21 protein-coding genes are annotated in these 22,980 nt (G+C 47.4%); 5 read left to right on the top strand and 16 right to left on the bottom strand.

Features of this window, described 5'->3' with window-relative positions:
* The first annotated feature begins 23 nt into the window (after nucleotides 1-23).
* Nucleotides 24-1,007, top strand: a complete 984-nt coding sequence (locus MHH93_RS01605; RefSeq protein ID WP_500052436.1) for a TIGR03943 family putative permease subunit — start codon at nucleotides 24-26, stop codon at nucleotides 1,005-1,007.
* A gap of 123 nt (nucleotides 1,008-1,130) precedes the next feature.
* Here MHH93_RS01605 and MHH93_RS01600 read toward each other — a convergent pair whose 3' ends face one another.
* The 6 genes from MHH93_RS01600 to deoR all read right to left on the bottom strand — a co-directional run bounded on the left by MHH93_RS01600 (nucleotide 1,131) and on the right by deoR (nucleotide 8,119).
* On the bottom strand, nucleotides 1,131-2,432 hold the full coding sequence (locus MHH93_RS01600) for a pyrimidine-nucleoside phosphorylase (protein ID WP_500052434.1): 1,302 nt from the start codon (nucleotides 2,430-2,432) through the stop codon (nucleotides 1,131-1,133).
* Between the two features lie 443 nt (nucleotides 2,433-2,875).
* Nucleotides 2,876-3,583 carry a purine-nucleoside phosphorylase gene (deoD, locus tag MHH93_RS01595; protein ID WP_500052432.1) on the bottom strand — a complete coding sequence of 236 codons (708 nt, stop codon included), beginning with the start codon at nucleotides 3,581-3,583 and terminating at the stop codon, nucleotides 2,876-2,878.
* A gap of 96 nt (nucleotides 3,584-3,679) precedes the next feature.
* Complete coding sequence (gene deoB, locus MHH93_RS01590) at nucleotides 3,680-4,858, bottom strand: phosphopentomutase (RefSeq protein ID WP_500052430.1); 1,179 nt, start codon at nucleotides 4,856-4,858, stop codon at nucleotides 3,680-3,682.
* A gap of 29 nt (nucleotides 4,859-4,887) precedes the next feature.
* The gene (locus MHH93_RS01585) at nucleotides 4,888-6,078 is read right to left on the bottom strand and encodes a NupC/NupG family nucleoside CNT transporter (RefSeq protein ID WP_500052428.1); all 1,191 of its coding nucleotides are present in this window, start codon (nucleotides 6,076-6,078) and stop codon (nucleotides 4,888-4,890) included.
* 237 nt (nucleotides 6,079-6,315) lie between these two features.
* Nucleotides 6,316-6,966: a deoxyribose-phosphate aldolase gene (gene deoC, locus MHH93_RS01580; RefSeq protein WP_500053294.1), complete on the bottom strand. Its 651-nt coding sequence runs from the start codon at nucleotides 6,964-6,966 to the stop codon at nucleotides 6,316-6,318.
* A 214-nt stretch (nucleotides 6,967-7,180) separates the two neighbouring features.
* Complete coding sequence (deoR, locus tag MHH93_RS01575) at nucleotides 7,181-8,119, bottom strand: DNA-binding transcriptional repressor DeoR (RefSeq protein ID WP_062836066.1); 939 nt, start codon at nucleotides 8,117-8,119, stop codon at nucleotides 7,181-7,183.
* A 234-nt stretch (nucleotides 8,120-8,353) separates the two neighbouring features.
* On the opposite strand from deoR, the gene MHH93_RS01570 reads away from it, so the two are divergent.
* Nucleotides 8,354-8,980, top strand: coding sequence for an FMN-dependent NADH-azoreductase (locus MHH93_RS01570; RefSeq protein ID WP_500052426.1), 627 nt, complete (start codon nucleotides 8,354-8,356; stop codon nucleotides 8,978-8,980).
* 136 nt (nucleotides 8,981-9,116) lie between these two features.
* On the opposite strand, the gene MHH93_RS01565 is transcribed toward MHH93_RS01570, so the two are convergent.
* The 4 genes from MHH93_RS01565 to MHH93_RS01550 all read right to left on the bottom strand — a co-directional run bounded on the left by MHH93_RS01565 (nucleotide 9,117) and on the right by MHH93_RS01550 (nucleotide 13,734).
* Complete coding sequence (locus MHH93_RS01565) at nucleotides 9,117-9,467, bottom strand: hypothetical protein (protein WP_500052424.1); 351 nt, start codon at nucleotides 9,465-9,467, stop codon at nucleotides 9,117-9,119.
* A 130-nt stretch (nucleotides 9,468-9,597) separates the two neighbouring features.
* Entirely contained in the window at nucleotides 9,598-10,260 is a 663-nt protein-coding gene (locus MHH93_RS01560; RefSeq protein WP_500052422.1) for a class II aldolase/adducin family protein, read from the bottom strand.
* Between the two features lie 69 nt (nucleotides 10,261-10,329).
* Complete coding sequence (locus tag MHH93_RS01555) at nucleotides 10,330-11,820, bottom strand: rhamnulokinase (protein ID WP_500052420.1); 1,491 nt, start codon at nucleotides 11,818-11,820, stop codon at nucleotides 10,330-10,332.
* Nucleotides 11,821-11,943: 123 nt separating this feature from the next.
* Entirely contained in the window at nucleotides 11,944-13,734 is a 1,791-nt protein-coding gene (locus MHH93_RS01550; protein WP_500052418.1) for an L-fucose isomerase, read from the bottom strand.
* 412 nt (nucleotides 13,735-14,146) lie between these two features.
* Here MHH93_RS01550 and MHH93_RS01545 point away from each other — a divergent pair, with 412 nt between their 5' ends.
* Nucleotides 14,147-15,163: a LacI family DNA-binding transcriptional regulator gene (locus MHH93_RS01545; protein WP_500052416.1), complete on the top strand. Its 1,017-nt coding sequence runs from the start codon at nucleotides 14,147-14,149 to the stop codon at nucleotides 15,161-15,163.
* A gap of 176 nt (nucleotides 15,164-15,339) precedes the next feature.
* Here the strand turns inward: MHH93_RS01545 and MHH93_RS01540 are convergent, their stop codons facing one another.
* The 3 genes from MHH93_RS01540 to MHH93_RS01530 form a co-directional block, all read right to left on the bottom strand.
* Nucleotides 15,340-16,233: an NAD-dependent epimerase/dehydratase family protein gene (locus MHH93_RS01540; RefSeq protein WP_500052414.1), complete on the bottom strand. Its 894-nt coding sequence runs from the start codon at nucleotides 16,231-16,233 to the stop codon at nucleotides 15,340-15,342.
* A gap of 12 nt (nucleotides 16,234-16,245) precedes the next feature.
* On the bottom strand, nucleotides 16,246-16,887 hold the full coding sequence (locus tag MHH93_RS01535; protein ID WP_500052412.1) for an SAM-dependent methyltransferase: 642 nt from the start codon (nucleotides 16,885-16,887) through the stop codon (nucleotides 16,246-16,248).
* 164 nt (nucleotides 16,888-17,051) lie between these two features.
* Nucleotides 17,052-18,032 (bottom strand): Gfo/Idh/MocA family protein, encoded by a 981-nt coding sequence (locus MHH93_RS01530; protein WP_500052410.1) that lies wholly within the window; start codon nucleotides 18,030-18,032, stop codon nucleotides 17,052-17,054.
* 190 nt (nucleotides 18,033-18,222) lie between these two features.
* On the opposite strand from MHH93_RS01530, the gene MHH93_RS01525 reads away from it, so the two are divergent.
* Entirely contained in the window at nucleotides 18,223-18,807 is a 585-nt protein-coding gene (locus MHH93_RS01525; RefSeq protein ID WP_500052408.1) for a bifunctional transcriptional activator/DNA repair enzyme AdaA, read from the top strand.
* Nucleotides 18,804-19,622 (top strand): SPL family radical SAM protein, encoded by an 819-nt coding sequence (locus MHH93_RS01520; RefSeq protein WP_500052406.1) that lies wholly within the window; start codon nucleotides 18,804-18,806, stop codon nucleotides 19,620-19,622. The genes MHH93_RS01525 and MHH93_RS01520 overlap by 4 nt, the downstream gene beginning before the upstream one ends.
* Nucleotides 19,623-19,791: 169 nt before the next feature.
* Here the strand turns inward: MHH93_RS01520 and MHH93_RS01515 are convergent, their stop codons facing one another.
* The 3 genes from MHH93_RS01515 to MHH93_RS01505 form a co-directional block, all read right to left on the bottom strand.
* Nucleotides 19,792-20,898: a Gfo/Idh/MocA family protein gene (locus tag MHH93_RS01515; RefSeq protein ID WP_500052404.1), complete on the bottom strand. Its 1,107-nt coding sequence runs from the start codon at nucleotides 20,896-20,898 to the stop codon at nucleotides 19,792-19,794.
* A 96-nt stretch (nucleotides 20,899-20,994) separates the two neighbouring features.
* Nucleotides 20,995-21,720 carry a ThuA domain-containing protein gene (locus MHH93_RS01510; RefSeq protein WP_215077644.1) on the bottom strand — a complete coding sequence of 242 codons (726 nt, stop codon included), beginning with the start codon at nucleotides 21,718-21,720 and terminating at the stop codon, nucleotides 20,995-20,997.
* A gap of 78 nt (nucleotides 21,721-21,798) precedes the next feature.
* Nucleotides 21,799-22,971, bottom strand: coding sequence for a Gfo/Idh/MocA family protein (locus MHH93_RS01505; protein WP_500052402.1), 1,173 nt, complete (start codon nucleotides 22,969-22,971; stop codon nucleotides 21,799-21,801).
* Between the last annotated feature and the right edge of the window lie 9 nt (nucleotides 22,972-22,980).

The raw sequence follows: 22,980 nt of genomic DNA, 5'->3' as shown, positions 1-22,980 counted from the left end.
ATGAATAGAAATGAGGTGATGTTATGAACCACACTATTAATACGATGAACAAACCTCCTATTCCATGGTCACACGTCATCCAATGGCATAACTTGATCCGTGCGGTCTGGATCGGCGGGTTGGCAGTTTACATTATTAACTTGAACTCTAGTGATTCGCTTCATTATTATCTGGCTCCTACCATGCAAAAACTGTTGCTATGCTGCCCTGTTCCCTTATTGTTTATCGCTGTTATCATGGCCTGGCATGGACTGTTCAGTAGAAACGAGATTCATTGTGACTGTGAGCATCCACCGCCCTCAGGGTTCCTTCGCAGTTCAATGGTATATGGCCTGATTGCCATACCCTTGTTGCTGGGATTTCTGTTACCTGATCGGGCTCTCGGCAGCTCCATGGCCAGTCAGAAAGGTATGTCTCTCACCTATGCCCCTCCCGAGATTCGTCGGAAAGAACCTTTACCTGATCCGGCAGCGCAATTGAATGTACAAGATCTCACACAAAAACCAACGACCGTTCAGCCTGCATCGGCCACCAAAGTACAGTTCATTCCCCCAGACGAGTATAGCCGCGAATTCGCTGAACTGGCGGAGAAGTTGTATGCAGAACAGGTCATCCGAGTCTATCCCGAGATCTTCTCTGAAACCCTCGGCACGATTGATATGTTCCAGCGACAATTTGCAGGCAAAGATATCTCCTTAACCGGTTTCGTTTATCGTGACAAAAGCATGGATCATGAATCACATTTTGCACTCGGGCGATTTCTCGTCATGTGCTGCCCTGCTGATGCGGCTCCCTTCGGCGTGATGATTCACATCCCGGAAGCGGATAGCTTCCCTACAGACAGTTGGGTGCAAATCGATGGCAACATCGGCTCGGCACAGGTGAACGGTAAGGATACCATTGAGATTCGGGCCACAAAGGTGACACCTGTATCCGAGCCGTCCACCCCTTACATTTATACGAGTGCCGATTCCGTGATAGCGTATGAACAAATAAAGAGCCGGTAATCGCTATCATTTAACAGCGCACTATTCAACAACAAAAAAGCCCCAAAACTATGGATTACATAGCTTCGGGGCTTTCATGTTCAGTCAGGAGTGAGATTTCATCTCATCTACTCTGATGATTTATTATTCGGTTACGATATCATGAACCAATACAGGCGCATCGGCATGATCCGCAATTGTAATGTTTTCTTTGATCTTCGCGATGACGTCTGCTACGTCTTCACGATTGGCATGGATCGTTACGAGGGACTCACCAGCTTTGACTGGGTCGCCGACTTTTTTGTTCAGCATCAGACCAACAGCGAGATCAATTTCGGATTCTTTCGTTGCACGGCCTGCGCCGAGCAGCATTGCTGCCGTTCCGATTTCGTCAGCGACGATTCCAGCAACATAGCCGTCTTTATCTGCTGGGACTTCAACCAGGTATTGTGCTTGTGGCAAACGATCTGGATGATCCACAACCGAAGAGTCTCCTCCTTGGTTTGCCAGGAAATCTTTGAATTTCTCCAATGCTCTACCGTTCTGGATCACTTCTTTCAATTTCTCCTCAGCATGCTCCAAGGAATCTGCCTTGCCAGCAAGGAATACCATCTGACGTCCAAGAGCCAGACACAACTCTTCCAGATCTTTCGGTCCTTTACCTTGCAGGGTTAGGATGGCTTCTTTCACTTCAAGCGCATTACCGATCGCCAGACCCAGTGGTTGGGACATATCGGAGATAACCGCCATCGTTTTACGTCCAACATTGTTACCGATGCTTACCATAGCATGTGCCAATTCTTTAGCATCTTTTGTTGTTTTCATGAATGCACCGGCACCCGTTTTAACATCCAATACAATAGCATCTGCACCTGCCGCAATTTTCTTACTCATGATGGAGCTGGCGATCAGTGGGATCGAGTTAACGGTAGCTGTTACATCACGCAGAGCATAGAGCTTTTTGTCAGCTGGCGTGAGGTTACCACTTTGCCCAATAACGGCAACCTTGTGCTCGTTCACGAGTCGAATGAACTCTTCTTTTTCAAGCTCTACGTGGAAGCCAGCAACGGATTCCAGCTTGTCTGTTGTACCACCCGTGTGACCAAGTCCACGTCCGGACATTTTGGCAACAGGAACATCCAGCGCAGCTACGAGTGGAGCGAGCACCAGTGTTGTTGTATCGCCAACCCCTCCTGTGGAGTGCTTGTCTACTTTGATGCCTTCGATAGCAGACAGGTCAATCGTTTCACCGGAATTCACCATCGACATGGTCAGGTCCGCGCGTTCCTTGTCTGTCATATCCTTGAAAAATACTGCCATCGCCCATGCGCTGACTTGATAGTCCGGGATCTCTCCTTGAGTGTATCCTTGAACAACAAAATCAATCTCAGCTGTTGTCAGTTCTTTTCCGTCGCGTTTCTTGGCAATAATGTCTACCATTCTCATGATGATCTCTCCTTGTGTGTGAAATTGATTGTATAGAACACGTTGTAGTTACAGCGTTCCGGCCCCGGATCGTTCCTCCGATCGCTGTTGTCTCCAAGTTTTTTTGATCCTTTTTGCAATGGGAAAACTCGGAGACAAAGGCGAACGCTAACGCTTCTTCAGAATCGATTCCGGTTCCTTCACTCCGTGCTTAAGACAAATGCTTCGATTAAAATCAAATGATGTTTGAATATAATTCTGATCGCTGTTGTCTCCAAGTTTTTTCGATCCATTTTGCAATGGAGAAAACTCGGAGACAGCGTATCCTTCCGAAGCAGCTTTCTTTCAGCAAGCTTTTAGGCGAGCGCTAACGCTTCTTCAGAATCGATTCCAGGTCCTTCACTCCGTGCTTCGAACAAAAGTTTCGATAAAAATCAAATGATTATGAATATAAAATACAACAATTACAGTGTGATTGCTGTTTCCAGAGCTACTACCATCATGTCGTTGAACGTTTTTTGACGCTCTTCGGCAGATGTTTCTTCGCCTGTCAGAAGGTGGTCACTTACCGTCAGGATGGTCAGTGCGTTAACACCAAACTTGGCAGCGATCGTGTACAATGCTGTTGTTTCCATCTCTACGCCGAGTACGCCGTGCTTCATCAATTTCTCAGTGACGGAACGGTCGTCACGGTAGAAAGAATCGGAGCTGAACACGTTACCGACGTGAATCTTCATGCCTTTAGCTGTTGCACGGTCATATGCTTCTTTCAGCAGAGAGAACGTAGCGATTGGCGAGAAGTCATATCCACCGAATACGTGCTTGTTCATGCTGGAATCTGTACATGCTGCTTGTGCAAGGATAACGTCACGTACACGTACATGCTCTTGCATACCGCCACAAGTACCTACACGGATCAGGTTTTTCACGCCATATTCACTGATTAACTCGTTAGCATAGATTGCAAAGGACGGGATACCCATTCCTGAACCTTGCACCGAAATACGGTGTCCATGATATGTACCTGTGTAACCGAGCATTCCACGAACCTCGTTGTAACATACAACATCTTCAAGGTACGTATCTGCAATATACTTCGCGCGCAAAGGGTCCCCTGGCAATAGGATTGTTTCTGCGATATCTCCGGGTTTTGCTCCAATATGTGTACTCATGAATGAATCTCCTCCAGTAATATATAGTCTATTATGATGGCAGGAACCGGAGCAGCAGAGCTACTCCGATGTCTCCTATCCCATTTTCGTAAAAACCTATTTCAGATCCTTCAAGAAGCTGGTGCCGTATTCTGGCATTTTCACTCCAAAGTTCTCGGCTACGGTTGCGCCAAGGTCAGCAAATGTGCTGCGCAGATCAAGCTTTTTGCCCTCACTGAAGCGTGGAGAGTAAGCAAGAAGAGGTACATATTCACGTGTATGGTCAGTACCACGATAGGTCGGATCGTTACCATGGTCAGCTGTAATCAGCAGCAGGTCATCGTTGGTCATTTTGGCAAAAATCTCTGGCAGTCTTGCATCATAGTCTTCAAGCGCCTGAGCATACCCTTGCGGATCACGACGGTGACCATACAGGGCATCAAAATCAACCAGGTTCAGGAAGCTGAGTCCAGTGAACTCTTCATCCATCGTCTCAGACAACTTGTCCATGCCATCCATGTTCGAGACGGTACGAACAGCCTTGGTCACACCTTCGCCATCATAGATATCTGCGATTTTACCCAGGGCAATCACATCAAATCCGCCATCTTGCAGTTCATTCATAACCGTACGACCAAAAGGTTTGAGCGCGTAGTCATGACGATTCGCAGTACGTTTCCAGTTACCTGCTTCCCCTACAAATGGACGTGCAATGATGCGGCCGAGCATGTACGGATCTTCGAGTGTTATTTCACGGCAAAACTCACAGATCTCGTACAGTTCTTTCAGTGGAACAACATCCTCATGTGCTGCAATTTGCAGAACCGAATCCGCGGATGTATAGACGATGAGCGCGCCAGTTTCAACATGCTCTGCACCCAGCTCATCCAGAATTTCCGTGCCGCTGGCCGGTTTGTTACCGATTACTTTGCGGCCCGTTTTCTCCTCAATGCGCTGAATCAACTCATCGGGAAAACCATTCTCGAACACACGGAAAGGTGTATCAATGTAAAGACCCATCAGCTCCCAATGACCTGTCATGGTGTCTTTGCCTCTGGATGCTTCCTGCATCTTGGTATAATACGCTTTAGGTGTATCCGCTACAGGAACACCCTCAATTTCTTTGATGTTGGACAGTCCGAGACTGGCCATGTGAGGCATGTTCAGACCTCCGCGTTCACGTGCAATGTGACCGAAGGTATCCACATCAAAATCATCGAATTCTGCTGCATCTGGCGCTTCGCCGATCCCTACAGAATCCATAACGATTAGATGTACTCTTTTAAATGTTGACATAACCTAAGCACTCCTTCCAATAATCCGGTTTACAAGAACAGTCCGGCGATGATCGCCGACAATACACTGACAAGCGATGCACCGTAAAGCAGTTTCAGACCGAAGCGGGCTACCACATTACCTTGTTTCTCATGAAGTCCCTTCACCGCACCGGCAATAATACCGATGGAGGAGAAGTTGGCGAACGATACGAGGAAGACGGATACGATCCCTGTTGTTCTGGCAGACAATAATGTCTCTTTCGCTAGAGCAAGCATGGCGACGAATTCGTTGGATACCATTTTGGTTGCCATAATACTTCCCGCCTGAATCGCTTCCTTCCAAGGAACACCCATAATAAAGGCTAATGGTGCAAACACATAACCAAGCAGCTCCTGGAACGAAATGCCAAGCACCGCGCTGAAAATTCCGTTAACAAGTGCAATCAAGGCAACAAAACCGATTAACATCGCAGCCACGATGATGGCAACTTTGAATCCATCCAGGATGTATTCGCCCAGCATTTCGAAGAAGGACTGTTTCTCCTCTTCCTGTACTTCCAATATATCTTCTTCCTCTGTAACCTCATAAGGATTCACAATGGAAGCAATGATAAAACCGCCAAACAGGTTCAGCACAAGTGCCGTAACCACATATTTCGGATCAATCATGGACATATAGGCACCGACAATCGACATCGATACCGTGGACATCGCCGAAGCACACAAGGTGTACAGCCGATGTTTTGGCAACAACCCAATTTGTTTTTTCACAGAAATGAACACTTCAGATTGCCCCAATACAGCCGAAGCAACCGCGTTATATGATTCCAGTTTGCCCATTCCGTTGATTTTGCTTAATACCAGACCAATATATTTTATAACAAAAGGTAAGATTCGGATATACTGCAATATACCAATAAGTGCAGAGATGACTACAATCGGCATTAGGACGTTCAGGAAGAACGGAACACCGCCAGTTGCGTCTTCAACCTTCGTCAAATCACCGAATACAAACGCAATCCCTTCATTTGCATAATCAAGCAAACTTTTAAATACGGTCGCAAATCCACCAATCAGCCATGTCCCGACCCCCGTATTCAGCAAGGCATACGCCAGAATAATCTGTAGAACAATCATAACGACCAGCGGCCGATATCGAATCTTTTTTTTACCGTTGCTTGCGATATAAGCCAGTCCAAAAACAACGAGTAAACCAAGAAGGGCAATTAGAAATTTCATTTGATCTCTCCTTTGAAGGTAGTTAAGCCGGATGTGAAATTCAGCTCAAAGGGTGTCTAAAAGCATTTTTATAAGTAATCTTTCAGAAAACTTATGAAGCGCTTACAATAAGTTCCGTTAATTAAAATATAAGTGTAAAATGGTGTTCCCTGTACCTGAGACGAATCCTCAAGTACAGAGAACATAACATTACTTTTATTTATCAAGCTTTTTCTTTTCCTGATAAGATGCTTTTGCTTAATAAGAAGATGTAGACTGACCGCCCTGCATAATCTTCACGCCAGAGCTTGCACCGATCCGAGTCGCACCCGCTTCAATCATTTTCTGCATATCTTCCAGGCTACGTACACCACCGGAAGCTTTAACGCCTACATCAGGACCTACTGTTTTACGCATCAAAGCGATATCTTCAGGCGTTGCTCCACCTGTGGAGAAACCAGTAGAAGTTTTAACAAAATCAGCTCCTGCTCGTACAGCTGCCTGACAAGCACGTACTTTCTCTTCATCCGTCAACAGACAAGTTTCAATAATAACTTTCACCAAAGCTTTACCCGCAGCCGCTTCAACGACAGCACGAATATCTTGTTCAACATAATCATCTTTGCCATCTTTCAAAGCACTGATGTTAATGACCATATCGACTTCAGTTGCACCTTTAGCAATCGCATCCTTGGTTTCAAAAGCTTTTGTCTCCGTTGTGGATGCTCCCAGAGGGAAACCAATAACAGTGCAGATGTCTACGCCAGTACCCTGCAACTGCTCAGCAGCATAAGCAACCCAACCTGGGTTAACACATACAGAAGCAAATTGATATTGCTTCGCTTCTTCGGTTAACTTGGCCATTTCACTTTGCGTTGCGTCCGCACGAAGCAACGTATGGTCGATCATTTTAGCTAATTGTGGTGTAGTCAATTGAATCTCTCCCTTATCTGAACTAGTTATTTTCTATACCCTTACACTAACATGAACATATGTAAAAATCAACTTGAACTTTTGTTCACACCTTAACTTACCGTTCTTGCTTCTTTATATTTTCTGCCTAACAAAGCAAAACATCCGCCCTTTTTACGTGGCAGATGTTGTCATCCATATCCATTTGAAATTAGAATCGCAGTAATGCCTGGGCTGTGTACTGATCCGTAACCAGAATATTCGCATAATGACCTTTAAGCGCGGCGTGAATCGCTTCAATTTTGCGTTGTCCTCCGGCTACCAGAATGGATTTTTCCTTATTTCTCAATTCAGCCAAGTCAATGCCGACGGTTCTGCTGTTGATCTCTTCACTGATCAACTGACCTTCCGCATCAAAAAAGCGTGAACAAATGTCACCTGCACCGGAGTTCATCAGTAATTGCTGCTCTTCTTCATTGAAGTAGCCGAGCCTGAACAATAACGCATCTTCTTTCACAGTACCCACAGTGAACAAAGCAATGTTAGCCTGTCTGCCAAGCTCTACGATTCTGCCGATATGGCGATCGGCTTCGACCATGTTTTTTACTTCAATGTTGTCGAAAATAACAGGCAGCGGCAAATACCTCGGTACTGTATGGAATGCCTCAGCGAATAAATGTACAATCTCAGCCGCATACGTATTGACATGGGAATGGCTCACGCCCCCCTTCAATTGCACGACTTCGACACCTTTAACCTGCTTGGGGCGAAGCTGCCGTGCTACGGCATGCATGGTTGTTCCCCAAGTCACACCGATAATATCTGCATCCTGAACCGTCTCTTGAAGGTAGTCTGCTGCTCGTTTGCTAATATGCTTCTGTATCTCTTCATCACTCTTCAGAGGGGCAAAACACACAAGTGCCGTATCCAGATCATATTTCGACTTAAGTTCTCCGGCAATGATGTCGATATCCTCCAGCGGGTCCATAATTTCAATTCGCACGTATCCACGATCTTTGGCGTACTGTAGCAATCTTGACACCGTGGGACGCGACACGCCCAACCGGGCGGCAATATCCTGCTGGCTATAATCGGACTGATAATACAATTTCGCTGCTTCAATGCTTAATCGTTGCTTCTCCAGGTCCATTCCCATGTGCGCTCATCTCACTCATCCTATTGTCTTTGGAAAATAATACTCGTCCTGTATATTATACATGGATTGAGTATCTGGTCACTATATAGCAACCAATTCAGTATCATGATCGATCCATTCAATTCCTATCTGACGTATAAAACGGGGAAAACGATGCATACTACTGCGGTCGCTTCATCATTGCCAAGATCGCTTCATCCCATTAATCGCACAGAGAGGAAGAACTACATGTCTACCTTATTGTATATTACTGCCCATCCTCATGATCATGAAACCTCCTTCAGCATGGCTACGGGCAAAGCATTTATTGATGCGTATCGTGAAAATCACCCTTCGGATGAGGTTGTTCACCTCGATCTGTATCGCTCAGATATTCCCCATATCGATGCGGATGTCTTCAGTGGTTGGGGCAAACTGCAATCGGGCAGTGATCTGACTGCCGAAGAACAGGCGAAAGTAAGTCGTTTGAATGAACTGTCGGATCAATTTGCCTCAGCAGATAAATATGTTTTTGTAACACCGATGTGGAACTTCTCATTCCCTCCCATTCTGAAGGCTTATGTGGACTCCATCTGTGTAGCCGGCAAAACATTCCGTTACACCGAACAAGGTCCTGTCGGACTGTTGACTGACAAAAAAGCCTTGCATATTCAGGCCCGCGGCGGCATTTATTCCGAAGGCCCAGCGGCTCAGATGGAATCCGGTCATCGTTACTTAAGCATTATCATGTCTTTCCTCGGTGTGCCGAAGCTTGATGGCATTTTTGTCGAGGGCCATAATCAATATAAAGATCGTGCAGATGAGATCAAGCAACAAGCTATAGAGCAAGCACGAACTTTCGCAAAACAATTTTAAGAGAGTCGTTCAAATAATACGCTTTTAATTAAGAATGATGCCTTGTGGCATCCATCAAAAAAAAACAAAACCCGCGTGTTTCCTAGGGATATTCCCAGGAAACACGCGGGTTTTTGATGTATAATCAACCTAGAGCTTATTGATGTCCAGCACTGGCACGGCTCATGGTTTCAAGTTTACGTGTGATCGCATGACGGTCTACTTTCAATCCCCAGATCATCTCAATAATCTGCTCTTTCTCCTCAGGATTGTCAGCATGCTTCAGTTGTATTAACAGATCATGCATCTGTTCATTAATGCCTTCAAATTGGCTCCATAAATCCTGTCTTACCTCTGTAGAATCCAGATGATGATTCGCATCGACTTCTTCTTTCAATGCTTGCAGAATGGCATCTTTCCATTCCTCATCACCTAGCTGTTTTGCAATGTTCAGGAGATCCAGATAATCGTCAACAAGAAGTGAGTTCAATTCAGCATGTGTTTTCATCGTTTATTGCATCCCCTTTTCGTCTATTTACCAAGTATTATACTCGGTATTTCAGGTTATGCAATACTTGTGGAGAAAAATATAAGATTATCTAGTTTCATGTCAGGTTTTGACGAATGATTAACCCGTCTTAAGACTTGAGTTGTTGCAACAGCTGCACACGGTAGGCTTCACTTTCAAGGGATTGAATTTCCTTATATTCTTCAGCAGTTAACACTTTGGGTTCTCCGGCTGCCTTGGCGATCATATATACTTTCGCGCTTTCTTCCACCACCTGGGTGCGGTAATAGGCTTCGCGGAGGTTTTTACCTGTAGTGACCAATCCGTGATTGACGAGAATGAGTGCCGTATGTTCCTCTACCTTTGCTGAGACTGCATCGGCAAGTTGTTTCGTCGTTGGCAGAACATATGGAACGAACCCGATGTCGCCTACCAATGCAGACTGATCGGGGAACAAGTGTGGCAATTTATCGAAAACGAGACTGAGTGCGATCGTATACGCAGGATGCGTATGCACAATGGCTTGGATATCCGCATGGATACGATAGCTATACAGATGCATCAATACTTCAGAAGATGGACGTGTTGATCCCGCACTAGTCTGACCTGTCTCGATATCAATAGCAATCCACTCATCCGGTTCCAAGTCTTCAAGTGCATAACCACTTGGAGACAACAGCATCGTTCCTCCAGCACGAGCACTCAGATTCCCGCCGGGTCCTACCACCAACCCTTGAGCAACTGCTCTGCGGGCATATTTCGTCAATTCTTCCCTTATTTGCTGTTCAGACATTGTTCCTCACCACTCCTCATCCTTTTTTTTTAGCAAGCATTTTGCATCCATGTTCATTGCATCTGTTCATTACCGTTTGATTTGATACAAACTTTGGTAGCTTGCATATGCTTCCTGCCACAGCTCTATATCCTTAGGCTCATAGGTCTCGGGGGAAAAGGAAGCAGCCATGACTTCCCGGACCTCGGCCAAGCTCCCCACTTCTCCATGTGCCAAGAACTGCAGCATGCAATTGCCAGCCGAAGTCGCCTCTGCCGGGCCCGCCACCACCGGAATACCTGTTGCATTGGCTGTAAACTGACACAATAGTCGATTGTGTACGCCGCCACCAACCATATGAATGACACGAGGTCTTGTATCTGTAATCCATTGCAGTTCATCCAGCGTCTGCCTGAATTCCAGTGCAAGACTTTCCAGAATGCAGCGCACAATCGCTCCAGTCGTTTCGGGTACAGTCTGTCCGCTGACACTGCATTGTTGCCGTATTCGTTCAGGCATTTTCCCTGGCGCCAGATACACACCATCTCCCGGAGATACGTAACATTGATGCGGCGTTGCCAAGGTAGCCAGCTGAACCAGTTCTTCGTGTGAAAAGAGTTGATTTTCCCGCTCCCACTGTCGTTTACATTCCTGTAGCAGCCACAGACCTGAACGATTTTTCAGGGTGCGAACTTTGCCATTCACGGTCCCTTCATTCGTGAACCCCAGTGCACGGCTCCGGTCATCCAATACAGGCGTATCACGTTCCATACCCATAAGAGACCAGGTTCCACAACTGATAAACGCAAAATCTGAATCCATCGCTGGAATCGCTGCCAAGGCTGAGGCTGTATCATGTGATCCCACTGAGACGATCTGCATCGGTCCAGTTTGTAATTCTGCGCACAATTCAGGCGTTAAATTACCCAGTACGGTACCGGACTGAACGAGCCTTGGAAATAATGTTTCAGATATACCAAGACGCCCGATCAGATGTTCATTCCAACGTGCCTCGCCTGCGTGCAACAGCCCACTGGTACTTGCAATCGTATACTCACAAGCCTGCTGACCGGATAGATAATAGTGAAATAAATCAGGCATAAATAACATCCGCACATCCGGACGCAAACCCTCGGCCTGCTCTCGTACACTCCCTAGCAGTTGAAATACGGTGTTGATCTGCTGCGGCAGGACACCGGACATGGCATACAGTTCTTCTTCTTTCACCATGTGCAGAACTTCTTCCATCCACTGTGCATTGCGTGCTTCCCTATAGTGACGTGGGTTCGAGTACAATCTTCCCGCACCATCCACCAATCCATAGTCCACTCCCCATGTATCCACTGCTATTGAACGGACCGATGGAGAGATACCTTGCGTCCCTTTCACAATGCCTTGTTTTAATTCATGAAAAAGTCGCAAAAAATCCCAATACAATTCGCCCCCCAGCTGCACGGGTTCGTTGTTGAATCGATGCACTTCTTGTAACGAGAGTCTGCTTCCATCAAAAGAACCCCGGACTACACGTCCACTACCGGCGCCGTAATCGGCAGCAAGCACATGTGTTGCTTGATTGCCCATTCTACCAAGCCTCCTTAACTCTACGCGATATGCCGTATTCGAGTTCTGAACACAGCTTTCAAGAGAACGCCATGTTACCTCATTTCAAGGAACATGGCGTTTTGACAGGAATGGAACGTTATTTCAACGATACAGCGGGCCAAACACACTGCAAGCACGGTAGTCTGCACTCTCCGGTTCACTGGTGCCGAATAATCCCCATGCACGCGGACGGAAAATCTCCGATTCAGGTACATTGTGCATATTGACCGGAATACGAAGCATGGAAGCGAGCGTAATCAGGTCAGCACCTATATGTCCATACGAGATGGAGCCATGATTAGCGCCCCATTGATTCATGACCTCGTATACGGAAGTAAACGCTCCCGATCCGGTTAGAACAGGTGCAAACCAGGTGGATGGCCATGTTGGATCTGTTCGCTGATCCAGCGTATCATGCACATCTTCAGGCAGATCGACGGTGTATCCCTGAGCAATTTGCAGTACCGGTCCCAGTCCTTTGACGAGATTCAGACGTGTCATCGTTACAGGCATGCCACCTTTGGTCAGGAAATCTGCTGAGTAGCCGCCTCCACGGAAATATTCTACGGATGCAGGTCTCCACGATGTTGCTTTCAGACATTCCTGAACTTCCTCTTCTGTAATTTCCCAGAATGGCTTGAGGACAGGCTTCCCGTCTCTGGACTGTTGTCCTGTGCCATCCAAAGCTGCGGAACCCGAGTTAATCAGATGCAGGATGCCATCCTTTGCGTTTCCTTCCAACTGGTGACCTGTCACACGCTGTACCGAATCCGGACTCCAATACGTACGTACATCAGCGAAGATCTGAGCCGTATGTGTGAGCAACGAACCGAACAACATCGATACGCCATTCAAGCTATCATTTTCTGTTGCAACCAGATAAGGCGCACGTTTGCCATTCCAATCAAAAGAAGAGTTCAATATCGACTCCAGAAAATCTCCGTTTGGAGAATGATCCGTCCACTGCCGTTGTCCCTGGAAGCCGGATACAATGGCGTGGTGGCCCATCGATTCCTCTGTAAACCCCAGCTCTGCCAATCTCGGGTTGCCCGCCATGAGATCACGCACGATTTGGGTCATTTTCACAACCGTTTCCCATTCGTACTCTTTGCGTTTGCGATCCGTTTGCAGATGGGTAGCGTTGTTGTCCGGACCTTCGCTACAATTCTCCTTCACCCATGCCAGCGCGAGCTTATACTCCTCGGGGTCGTAGATTTCTTCTTCGATACGGCGAGTAAGTTCGCTCATATCCACGTATTCATTGCGCATGCCCAGATACTCCTGGAAAAATGAATCGTTCACAATCGAACCCGCAATTCCCATGGACACCGATCCAATGGACAGATACGCTTGCCCTTTCAAGGTAGCGGCTGCAAGACCCGCACGGCTGAAACGGAGCAATTTCTCACGCACGTCATCGGGAATCGTTGTATCTCCGCCATCCTGTACATCCTCTCCATAGATCCCAAAGGCCGGAATCCCCTTCTGTGCATGGGCAGAGAGTACTGCTGCCAGATATACCGCACCCGGACGCTCAGTTCCATTAAAACCCCAGATCGCTGTAGGAATGGCTGGCGACATGTCCATCGTTTCGGTACCATAACACCAGCATGGTGTCACGGTGATCGTTACACCCACGTTGGAACGGCTGAATAGTTCAGATGCTGCGGCCGCTTCAGCCACTCCACCAATACAGGTCTCAGCCACAACACACTCTACTGCTGAGCCGTCAGGGTAACGCAGTTCGGCTGCAAGCAGCTCGGCAACGGATGTCGCCATCCGCATCGTCTGCTCTTCCAGTGACTCCCGAACACCCTTGCGTCTTCCATCAATCGTGGGACGAATACCAATCTTGGGGAAAGCCTGCTTATAACGATAATCCTGATGTGTCATACTGGAATGCCTCCTTCAATTCGTTTCATAGAATTTGGGTTGAATTGAGAAACCTTCTGTCTGATCCATATGCATTGATTGGAATGAGATAATGACGGAAATACAACCGATACCCGAGTGGCACGCAAGAGATGCATACACAGATTATCAAGAGCATTACTCGATATTGAATGCGTTTACATATTTGAAAAAATACCAATAAACCATTTCATTAATCAGCTATGGATGTAGTCCCTCTATTCAAGAAAATGGAACGTGCATAAGCGAATTCAACGAAATGGTTTATGTAGTAAAAACGTTCAGAACCCTTTAGGGTTATCGGTAACCCTAACATAGCATGAGCCTATCTTGCTGTCAATTGGCATTATCCTATAGAATGGTAAGACTATGTTGCGGAAAGGTTAGATCTCTTATGATTACCATTTACGATATTGCCAAAAAAGCCAACGTCTCCGCCATGACGGTCTCCAAGGTCATTAACCATACAGGCCGCATAAGTTCCGCGACACGCGAACGTGTGCAACAGGTGATCGACGAATTGGGCTACATTCCAAACTCCAATGCACGCAGCCTTGTGCTTCAACGAACCCAGATGCTCTCCCTGCTGATTACGGATATTACCAACCCTTTTTATACAACACTCGCCCGTGGTGCCGAAGATGCAGCCCATCTTCGCGGGTACCGGCTTTTATTCGGTAATAGTGACGAGGATTACAATAAGGAAAAGGATTACGTGGATGCGATTCTGTCCACTCGGGTGGACGGTGTACTCTTTGCCCCGGCGGGAGATCGGTCTCTGCCTCATCTGAAACAGTTACAGGAACGTCACATTCCGTTTGTCTTTCTGGACCGCACCGTACCTGGCATTACATCAGATATCATTGCCGGTGATAGCCGGGAAGGTGCAATTGAGCTGATCCGTTATTTGGTGCAATTGGGACACCAGCGCATTGCACTGGTCAATGGTTCTTCGGAGGTTTCTACCGCCAGACTGCGGGAAGAAGGTTATCTGGAGGGTTTGCGTGAGGCTGGAGCAGATCTCGATCCCGAGCTTGTACTTCGAACCGGGTACCGGGATTTCAGCGATGAAGAGGGAGTGGATCGACTACTCTCTCAACCGGAGCAACCAACAGCCATTTTTGCAGCCAACAACATGCTGGCGATTGGGGTCATCCGGCTTTTGCGCAAACGGGGACTGCGCGTGCCAGAAGACATCTCCGTCGTGTGCTTTGACGATCTGGATCTGGCTTCTGCCTTTGATCCTTTCTTGACCGTAGTGGCACAGCCCGCATATGATTTTGGGTTTCGCGGCGTACAGATGCTAATCGACCGGATTGAGGGAAAAGCCCCTTCCGAATCCCAGACCGTCATCCTTCCATCAGAACTGCGCATACGTGCTTCTGCCGCTGCCCCACGTGAGCCAAAATAGAGTTTGGCGCAAGAGTAGACTGAATTAGTTCCAATTCAGATTTGAAAAGAGATACAACATAAAACAGGGTGCACCGGAGAATACGCTCTGGTTGCACCCTGCTTTATGTTTCATTTGTTAGAATGATCTATTCCATCTATTCGTTTGGTTCATCAATTCCCATTCAGGCGATATGTCTACCGCTCCGACTGTAATGCGAGAGCGACTTCTCGAACAAGTCCCGGGAACCAGTCCATCAGAGGTTCGAACGTATATCCAGCTTGTTCTGCCTTGGTCGTCACCATCGTCCATGATTGCTCAACGCCGAAGGGTGACATATCTTCTTTCACCGTTTCCGTGAGGATCTGGGACTGCATGCCCGTGACCGTCTCGATCAGATGTATCATGGCTGACAGCGTAATTGCACCCTTGGAAGCTGCATTCACCGGACCGGTAATGGAAGAATGTCCCAGCCAAGCAAGAAATCTTGCCGCTTCGGTAGAATTAATGAATCCAATCTCTGCATCCGGATTCGGCATGCCAATCGGTTTTCCTTTTTGCACATGTTCAATATGAAAATGAAGTCTTCTCGTATAATCATCAATCCCGAGTACAATTGGGATGCGCATCGCCACAACCGGGAAATCCGCTTCCTGGAAAAAGACAGCCTCCGCAAGCCGTTTGCCTTCGCCATATGATAAATCTTCCGCACTCCCATACTGTAATGGATATGTATACGGGTCAAAATCCGTTTCCTTGAATCCAGGTCTGGGATCACCGTACACCGAGAGTGTCGATGTCAAAACGTACCTTTTGGTGCGTCCTGCAAAAGCTTCACATGCCGCTTTCGCTGCATCCGGGGAATAACAGATATTGTCGTACACAACATCCCACATGTCTGTCTGTGCAACCTCTGCCAGAGATTCCGGGTCTTCACGATCCATCTTGATCCGGTTCACTTCCGGTCCGAAGTCGACATCCGTGTTACCGCGAGTTGCGACTGTAATCTGCGATTTTCCTTCCCACAGCAAGTGATCCACGAGACGTTTGCCGAAGAAGCGTGTACCCCCAAGTATAAGAACTTTATTCATCCGAAAAACCTCCTATCTTGTTCGATTTTGTTTCACAATTTGAAGCATGGTGTGCGCATTGCGTTGAAACTCATATGAAGTTGGTTCTTCGGATACCGTGTACCCAAGCTCTTCAAGTATTAATTTTAATGCATCCATATGCTTGTAACGTTCGCCAGACAGATCAACTGTTGGAAAAATGCGAACCTCTCGTTTGGTCACACGCAGTAGTTCCATCACGGTTGCAACATGAAAATCAACATCCAATCGATCCGCATACGTAAACAGGAAATGGGCGGATAACGTCAGATCGAATTGTTCATCCGCAAAGGGAATATCCGGGAGCACAGACGCTACATAACGGTCAGGAAACTTTCTCATATCTGCAATACAGTCTGTGATGGCACGAGTTCGTTCTTCCTTTAACCCCTGGATGGATTCAAATTGATCCCACACATAGTTCCCTTGCACGGGTTCCATCTGTTTCATCGTATGCTCAATGTCCTGGAATCCCTTTAGTTCAAGCTCGTCAATCTCGTAGTGGTAGGCAATGTCCACGGCCATGGGGTCAGCCCCCGATTTGCGCGCTTGGCTACTGAACGAACACGCTCCACTTGGACAATCCAGAATGGACTTGCCAGCAAGATCCTCCACCGTTAAGTTGAACATCTTCATATATTCCTCGAAGGTTCTTCCTATGAAAATAATCTGTGTCAGTTCCAAACTACCAGAATCATGGGACTGCTGATCTTCTCTGCTGTTCTTCTGCTCTTCTATACTATTGCTCTGCTCTGCTCAACTCTTCTCATCTCGTCTCAGCTACCTTTCCTGTTTTGGAATCAATCGTTAGGGAACACAAGCCCAATCTGCTTCCGAATCTGATCCATGACCTGCATCGTAACATAAGAGCGTTCATACGTGTTCATACTGGATTCCTTTTGGCCTTCCTGAACCAGATTCACGAACTCCTCCACTTCATAATACATCGCCGGATGTTTTTGCTCGACTGTGAGCTGTTCCACCGTACCGTCATTGTATCGTATCTCTGCATGTTCAGGTGAACCAATCTTGTCAATGATGATGCTGCCCAGTTCCCCCATAATTTCGCTTGGTAGATGAGAGTTGGAGATTTTGGAGTATGTAACGACCGCATCCATCCCATCATAATCCAGCAGCACGCTACCCTGTCCATCCACGCCTGATTCCAGCATCATCGCTTGGGATTGAACCCGATTAGGTGCACCGAACAAAGTAATCAATGGGTAGAGACAATACACACCGAGATCCATTAACGCCCCATTGGCGAGTTCAGGCTTGAACGCGTTCAGGACGATGCCTTCTTTGTACTTGTCGTAACGCGAAGAATACTGAGAGTATCCCGCGACGTATTTGCGGACAGGCCCGATTTTATGCAGGCTTTCCTGTACTATTTTGAACTGGGGAACAAGGGTCGATTTCATCGCTTCCATGAGTAGAACCTCGTGTTCTCGTGCTGTATCGATCATACTCCGAACTTCGGCGCTATTTGCAGCCAGAGGTTTCTCGCACAATACATGTTTGCCGTTTCTCAGAAAAAGCTCAGCCTGCTCTGCATGAATCGTATTTGGTGTTGCAATGTAGACTGCATCAATCACATCACTTACCGCCAACTCTTCCAGATCGGTGAATCGGTGTTCAACATCATATTTATCTGCAAATGCATTAGCCTTTTCTTCAGTTCTTGAATACACAGCGGTTAATTTGAATCCTTCAACCTGTGCTGCGGCTTCAAGAAGCCTTTCTGTAATCCAGTTGGTACCCACTACGCCAAAACGAACCATGCTACCTACCTCTTTCATCTATAAATTTCATTTGAGATATTAACTGCTTTCCATCTTGTATATTGTAGCTCATATTTCGTTCAGATTGAAGGAAAGAGCCATATCCCAAAATATTGATATCTTGCTTTTTAAGCTGAAACTTCGTCAATCCCTTGGAATCAGGGGTATAATTAGAGATGAGGTGATCACCGTGGAAAGTCCAGATCAAGATCGTATACAGCCCGAATCAATAGATGAAAAATACTGGCATGCCATCATCCACAACGATAATTCTTATGATGGAACGTTCTTTTACGGTGTGCAGACAACGGGCATTTTCTGCCGACCTTCCTGTAAGTCCAGAGCACCCAAAGCTGAAAATGTACTGATATTTCAACATGTCGAAGAAGCATTGGCACGAAAGTTCAGACCATGCAAACGTTGTAAACCAACAGGCGAGCGTGTACCTGATCAGGAGTGGATATACGGGATCACGGATTACATCGAACATCATTACGCCGAACCTCTAACCTTGGATGTCCTTGCCACTGTAAGTCATGGCAGTCCTTATCATCTGCATCGTGTGTTCAAGCGGATTACAGGCCGCACACCGGTTCAATATATTCAGGAAAAACGAATCACCGAAGCCCGGAAGTTGCTTGAACATACCAGACTTACTGTCACTGATATTGGACGCCAAGTCGGTATACCCAACTCAGCTTATTTCATTACTGTATTTCGCAAACACACAGGTCTCACACCTGCACACTACCGCGAAAGGCATGAGAACTTATGAAAACAAATCTTACTTACAAAGTACCCAAAACATTACTCAACAAGGGGACAGGGTTTCTTAATGGCTATACACATACGCTGAATCCTTACACAGGCTGCGCCTTCGGTTGTTCCTATTGTTATGTCAGACAGATGCCTGTCTCCTTATTTCGCAAAGAGGATTGGGGGAGCTGGGTTGATGTGAAACAGGAGGCCTCCCGAGTGTTCGCCAAAGAATTGCAGCGTGCCCTGGCGAAAGGCAAAGTCACGCTGTTCATGTCATCCAGTACAGACCCGTATCAACCCGCCGAATACAAGGAGTGTATCACGCGTTCATTACTTGAAACGATGGTACAGCATCCGCCCGATTTTGTATTAGTCCAAACCCGAAGTCCACTCGTTACCCGGGATATAGATCTGTTAGCACAGTTAGGTGACCGGGTTCGGGTCAGCATGACGGTGGAGACAGATCTGGACGATATGCGCAAGCATTTCAGTCCTTCCGCTCCCCCGATTGCAGGCCGCTTACGTGCATTGGAACAGTTGCGAGATGCCGGAATACCCACTCAGGTTGCGATTGCTCCCGTATTACCCAGCAGTGAACAGTTTGCAGCTATACTGAGACCTCTGGTTCAGCGTGTATGCATTGACGATTATTTCATGGGCGATGGCAGTGAGGGCAAGCGCACCCGTCGACTCGGCATGGAGTCGCTATACCAGCAAGTTGGGATGGAGCACTGGTATCAGCCAGATGCGTATCAGACTGTGGTTCAGCGAATGAAAGACCATTTTGCCGAGAATGAAATTTGGATCAGTCAGGCGGGATTTGAGCCATAAGTGACTATTTAAGTTGTACCAAAGAATATATACACTGGACACTCCGATGACAGAACAACCTTCTGATCGCTGTTATCTCCAATTTTTTCTGATTCGATAAAAAAACAGCCCCTTTCCTGGTTTGGAGGAAAAGGGGCTATTCGTCATAACGTAAACTTTAATAGTTATCTTACTTATCCAATGTATACAATGGCAGATCCACTGGCAATGCAGCCGGGCGCTGACACGAACTTTTCATCTGGTAAAACGTCTGTTCATCGGATGAATCGTGGAATGCCCACATGGCCTCAAGAACATGGTATGCCAGTTCCCCGCTCGCCCGATGTGCACGTCCGCTATGTGCTGCATAGGCCATATCTGCTACACCAATGCCTCGTGTATTCTCCTGATACCCTGGGAGGAGCGGAACTTCCGTCCATTCCTGTTCACCCAGCAAGCGGTAACGTACCGGACCGCCGAAGGTATTGGGGTCAGGTACTTGCAATGTACCGTGCGTGCCATATATCTCAATCGGTGGCAATGAACTTCCGCCAAATACGTCAAAGCTCGTAATCAGCGTGCCAATGGCACCCTGCTCAAACTGCAACAGACCCGTAACGTGAGTTGGAATTTCGACGGGAACCACTTGGCCTCTCTTTTTCTCACTCGTAATCGTGCGTTCTTCCATGGCTTTACCTGTCATGCCCGCAATGGACTTGATCGGTCCCATCAGTTGAACCAATGCCGTGAGGTAGTATGGACCCATGTCAAACATTGGCCCACCGCCTGACGCGTAATAAAACTCCGGATCTGGGTGCCAGTGTTCATGACCACGGCTCATCATAAATGCAGTCGCCGCTACCGGCTTTCCGATTACTCCTTCCTCCACCAATTGAAGTGAAGTCTGGATGCCTGATCCAAAGAACGTCTCTGGTGCGCAGCCCACAAGCAGTCCTTTACGCTTCGCTGTTTCGAGCACAGCCTGACCTTCCTCACGGGTAACTGCTAGTGGTTTTTCCACATAGACATGTTTGCCTGATTCGAGGGCCCGCAAGCATACATCCGCATGAACGGAAGGAATCGTCAGGTTGATGATCAGCTCAATCTCGGGATCAGCCAAGATTTCATCCACGCTGTATACGTTTGGCACGTTATAGGCTGCAGCTTGCTCCTCTGCACGTTTCCGATCAAGATCCGCAACAGCAACAAGTTCCAGCACCTCGAACCGGTGACAGTTTTCCATATAAATACCGCTGATTTTACCGCAGCCAATAATGCCTACTTTCATTGTTTTCATGCCTGAGGCTCCCTTCGCCGTGGATCAGAAATGGTTTATCCATTGAGGATGAATTGTTGACACTGAAGTTACGTTTGCAATCAAACTACAATCTCATTAGTTCTGGTTGTCCGCCATACCTGTATACACTTCGGTTGCTGCACTTACTCGACTCTTGGCAAGTTCTTTGCCTGCTGCTGTCCACTTGAAACCACTGCGCATCATTTCAGTCACAGGTTTCATGTCTACAATGTCAGCATGGTGTCCCAGTGAGTTGTAAAATACCCGACCTGCGCCCCATCGTTTAGTCCAGACAACAGGCATATCCACCGGTCCATTCGCTGCATGCGGACCACTCACCACTGGAAAACGAGTTGTGGCCAACACTTCCACTGCCGGGTCTACGTGCAGGTAGTACTGTTCACTTTTTACCTGAAAATCTTCAATGTGATCCAGTAACGGGCTAGAGCCGCGCTTCATGTTCACCATATACTCCACACCATCGTTACCTGGATGAGCAACCCATTGTCCACCCGTCATGAACTGCCAGTCTACGTTATTTCGGAAGGCATCACACATCCCGCCATGAAGACCAGCCAAGCCCACCCCACTCTGAACAGCCGCTGATACGTTATTGACCAGTTCCTGCTCAATCTGTCCCATCGTCCACAAGGGTACGATCAAATCCAGACCCATCAGCTTCTCTGCATCTGCATAAGACTCCAACGTATTCGAGACTTCAACCTCAAACTGCTCTTCCTTCAATATACGTTCAAAAATCGCTGCTACCTGCTCCGGTTCATGTCCATCCCAGCCGCCCCATACAATAAGTGCTTTACTCATCGTTTCATCACTCGCTTTCGGATATATTAGTTGTGTTCAACTCTAATCCTGACGTCTCTGTCTCGCTGTACATCTTGCTCACATTTCTTCAAGCGTCACCCAGCGCCGCTCCGTCACCGAACGTTCCACGGCTTCCAGTACAGCCTGACAAGCGACCCCATCGTGGAAACTCGGTGATGGTTGTCGTCCTTCAGAGATCGCAGTTACCAGCTCCAACATTTCATGCGTGAACGTGTGCTCGAATCCAATCGTATGTCCGGCAGGCCACCAGGCTTCAGCATATTTGTGTGCAGGATCGGTTGCCAGTACACGACGGAATCCCTGTACGTCCTCTTCATCCTTAGTAAAATACACTTCCAGTTCATTCATACGCTCAAAATCAAATCGTACACTGCCAAGACTGCCGTTAATCTCAAACGAGTTCGTACTGCGATGGCCCGCTGCAAAACGTGTAGCCTCGAAGCTGCCCAGCGCACCTCCTGCCAATCGGGCCAGGAATAGCGTCGCGTCGTCGACGGTTACTTCTCCTTTGGGTGCATCCGCATTCGAACTACCTTTTGCACTCAGTCCGGTCATCTCGGCTGCAAGTGGTCGTTCTTTGATAAATGTTTCGCTCATACCGATAACTTCCTGGAATTCACCAACGAGGAAACGAGCCAGGTCGATTAAGTGCGCACCCAGATCCCCATGGGAACCGGAGCCAGCTACTTCTTTTTGCAAACGCCATACCAGCGGGAACGAAGGGTCCATGATCCAGTCCTGAAGGAAAAACGCACGGAAATGATAGATTTTGCCCAGTCGTCCGCTCTCCACCAGATCCTTCGCTAATTGCACTGCTGGTGAGAAACGATAGTTGAACCCGACCATATGAGCGACTCCGGCCTCCTCTGCTGCCTGAAGCATCTCACGCGAATCCGCGAGGGACAGAGCAAGTGGTTTCTCACAAAACAGGTGCTTGCCCTGACGGGCTGCTTCCAAAGCAATTTCCTTGTGGGCATCACTTGGCGCGTTAATATCAATCAGGTCGATATCATCCCGCTTCACCAGTTCGCGCCAATCGGTTACACTTTCGGACCAGCCGAACTGATTCGCTGCTTCCTGCACTCCCTGCTCGTTACGTCCACAGATCACAGACATCTCAGGCTGCAGCGGAGCAGACGGAAAAAACATCGGCAGACTGCGATAGGCATTACTGTGGGCCTTCCCCATAAACTTGTATCCAACCATTCCGACACGAAGACGATTTGACATGGTCATTTC

Origin of the sequence: Priestia sp. FSL H7-0729 (genome assembly GCF_038005685.1) — a bacterium.
Lineage (GTDB): Bacteria > Bacillota > Bacilli > Paenibacillales > Paenibacillaceae > Paenibacillus.
Note: the sequence above shows the minus strand (reverse complement) of the source record. Positions and strands in the feature narration are given on the sequence as shown.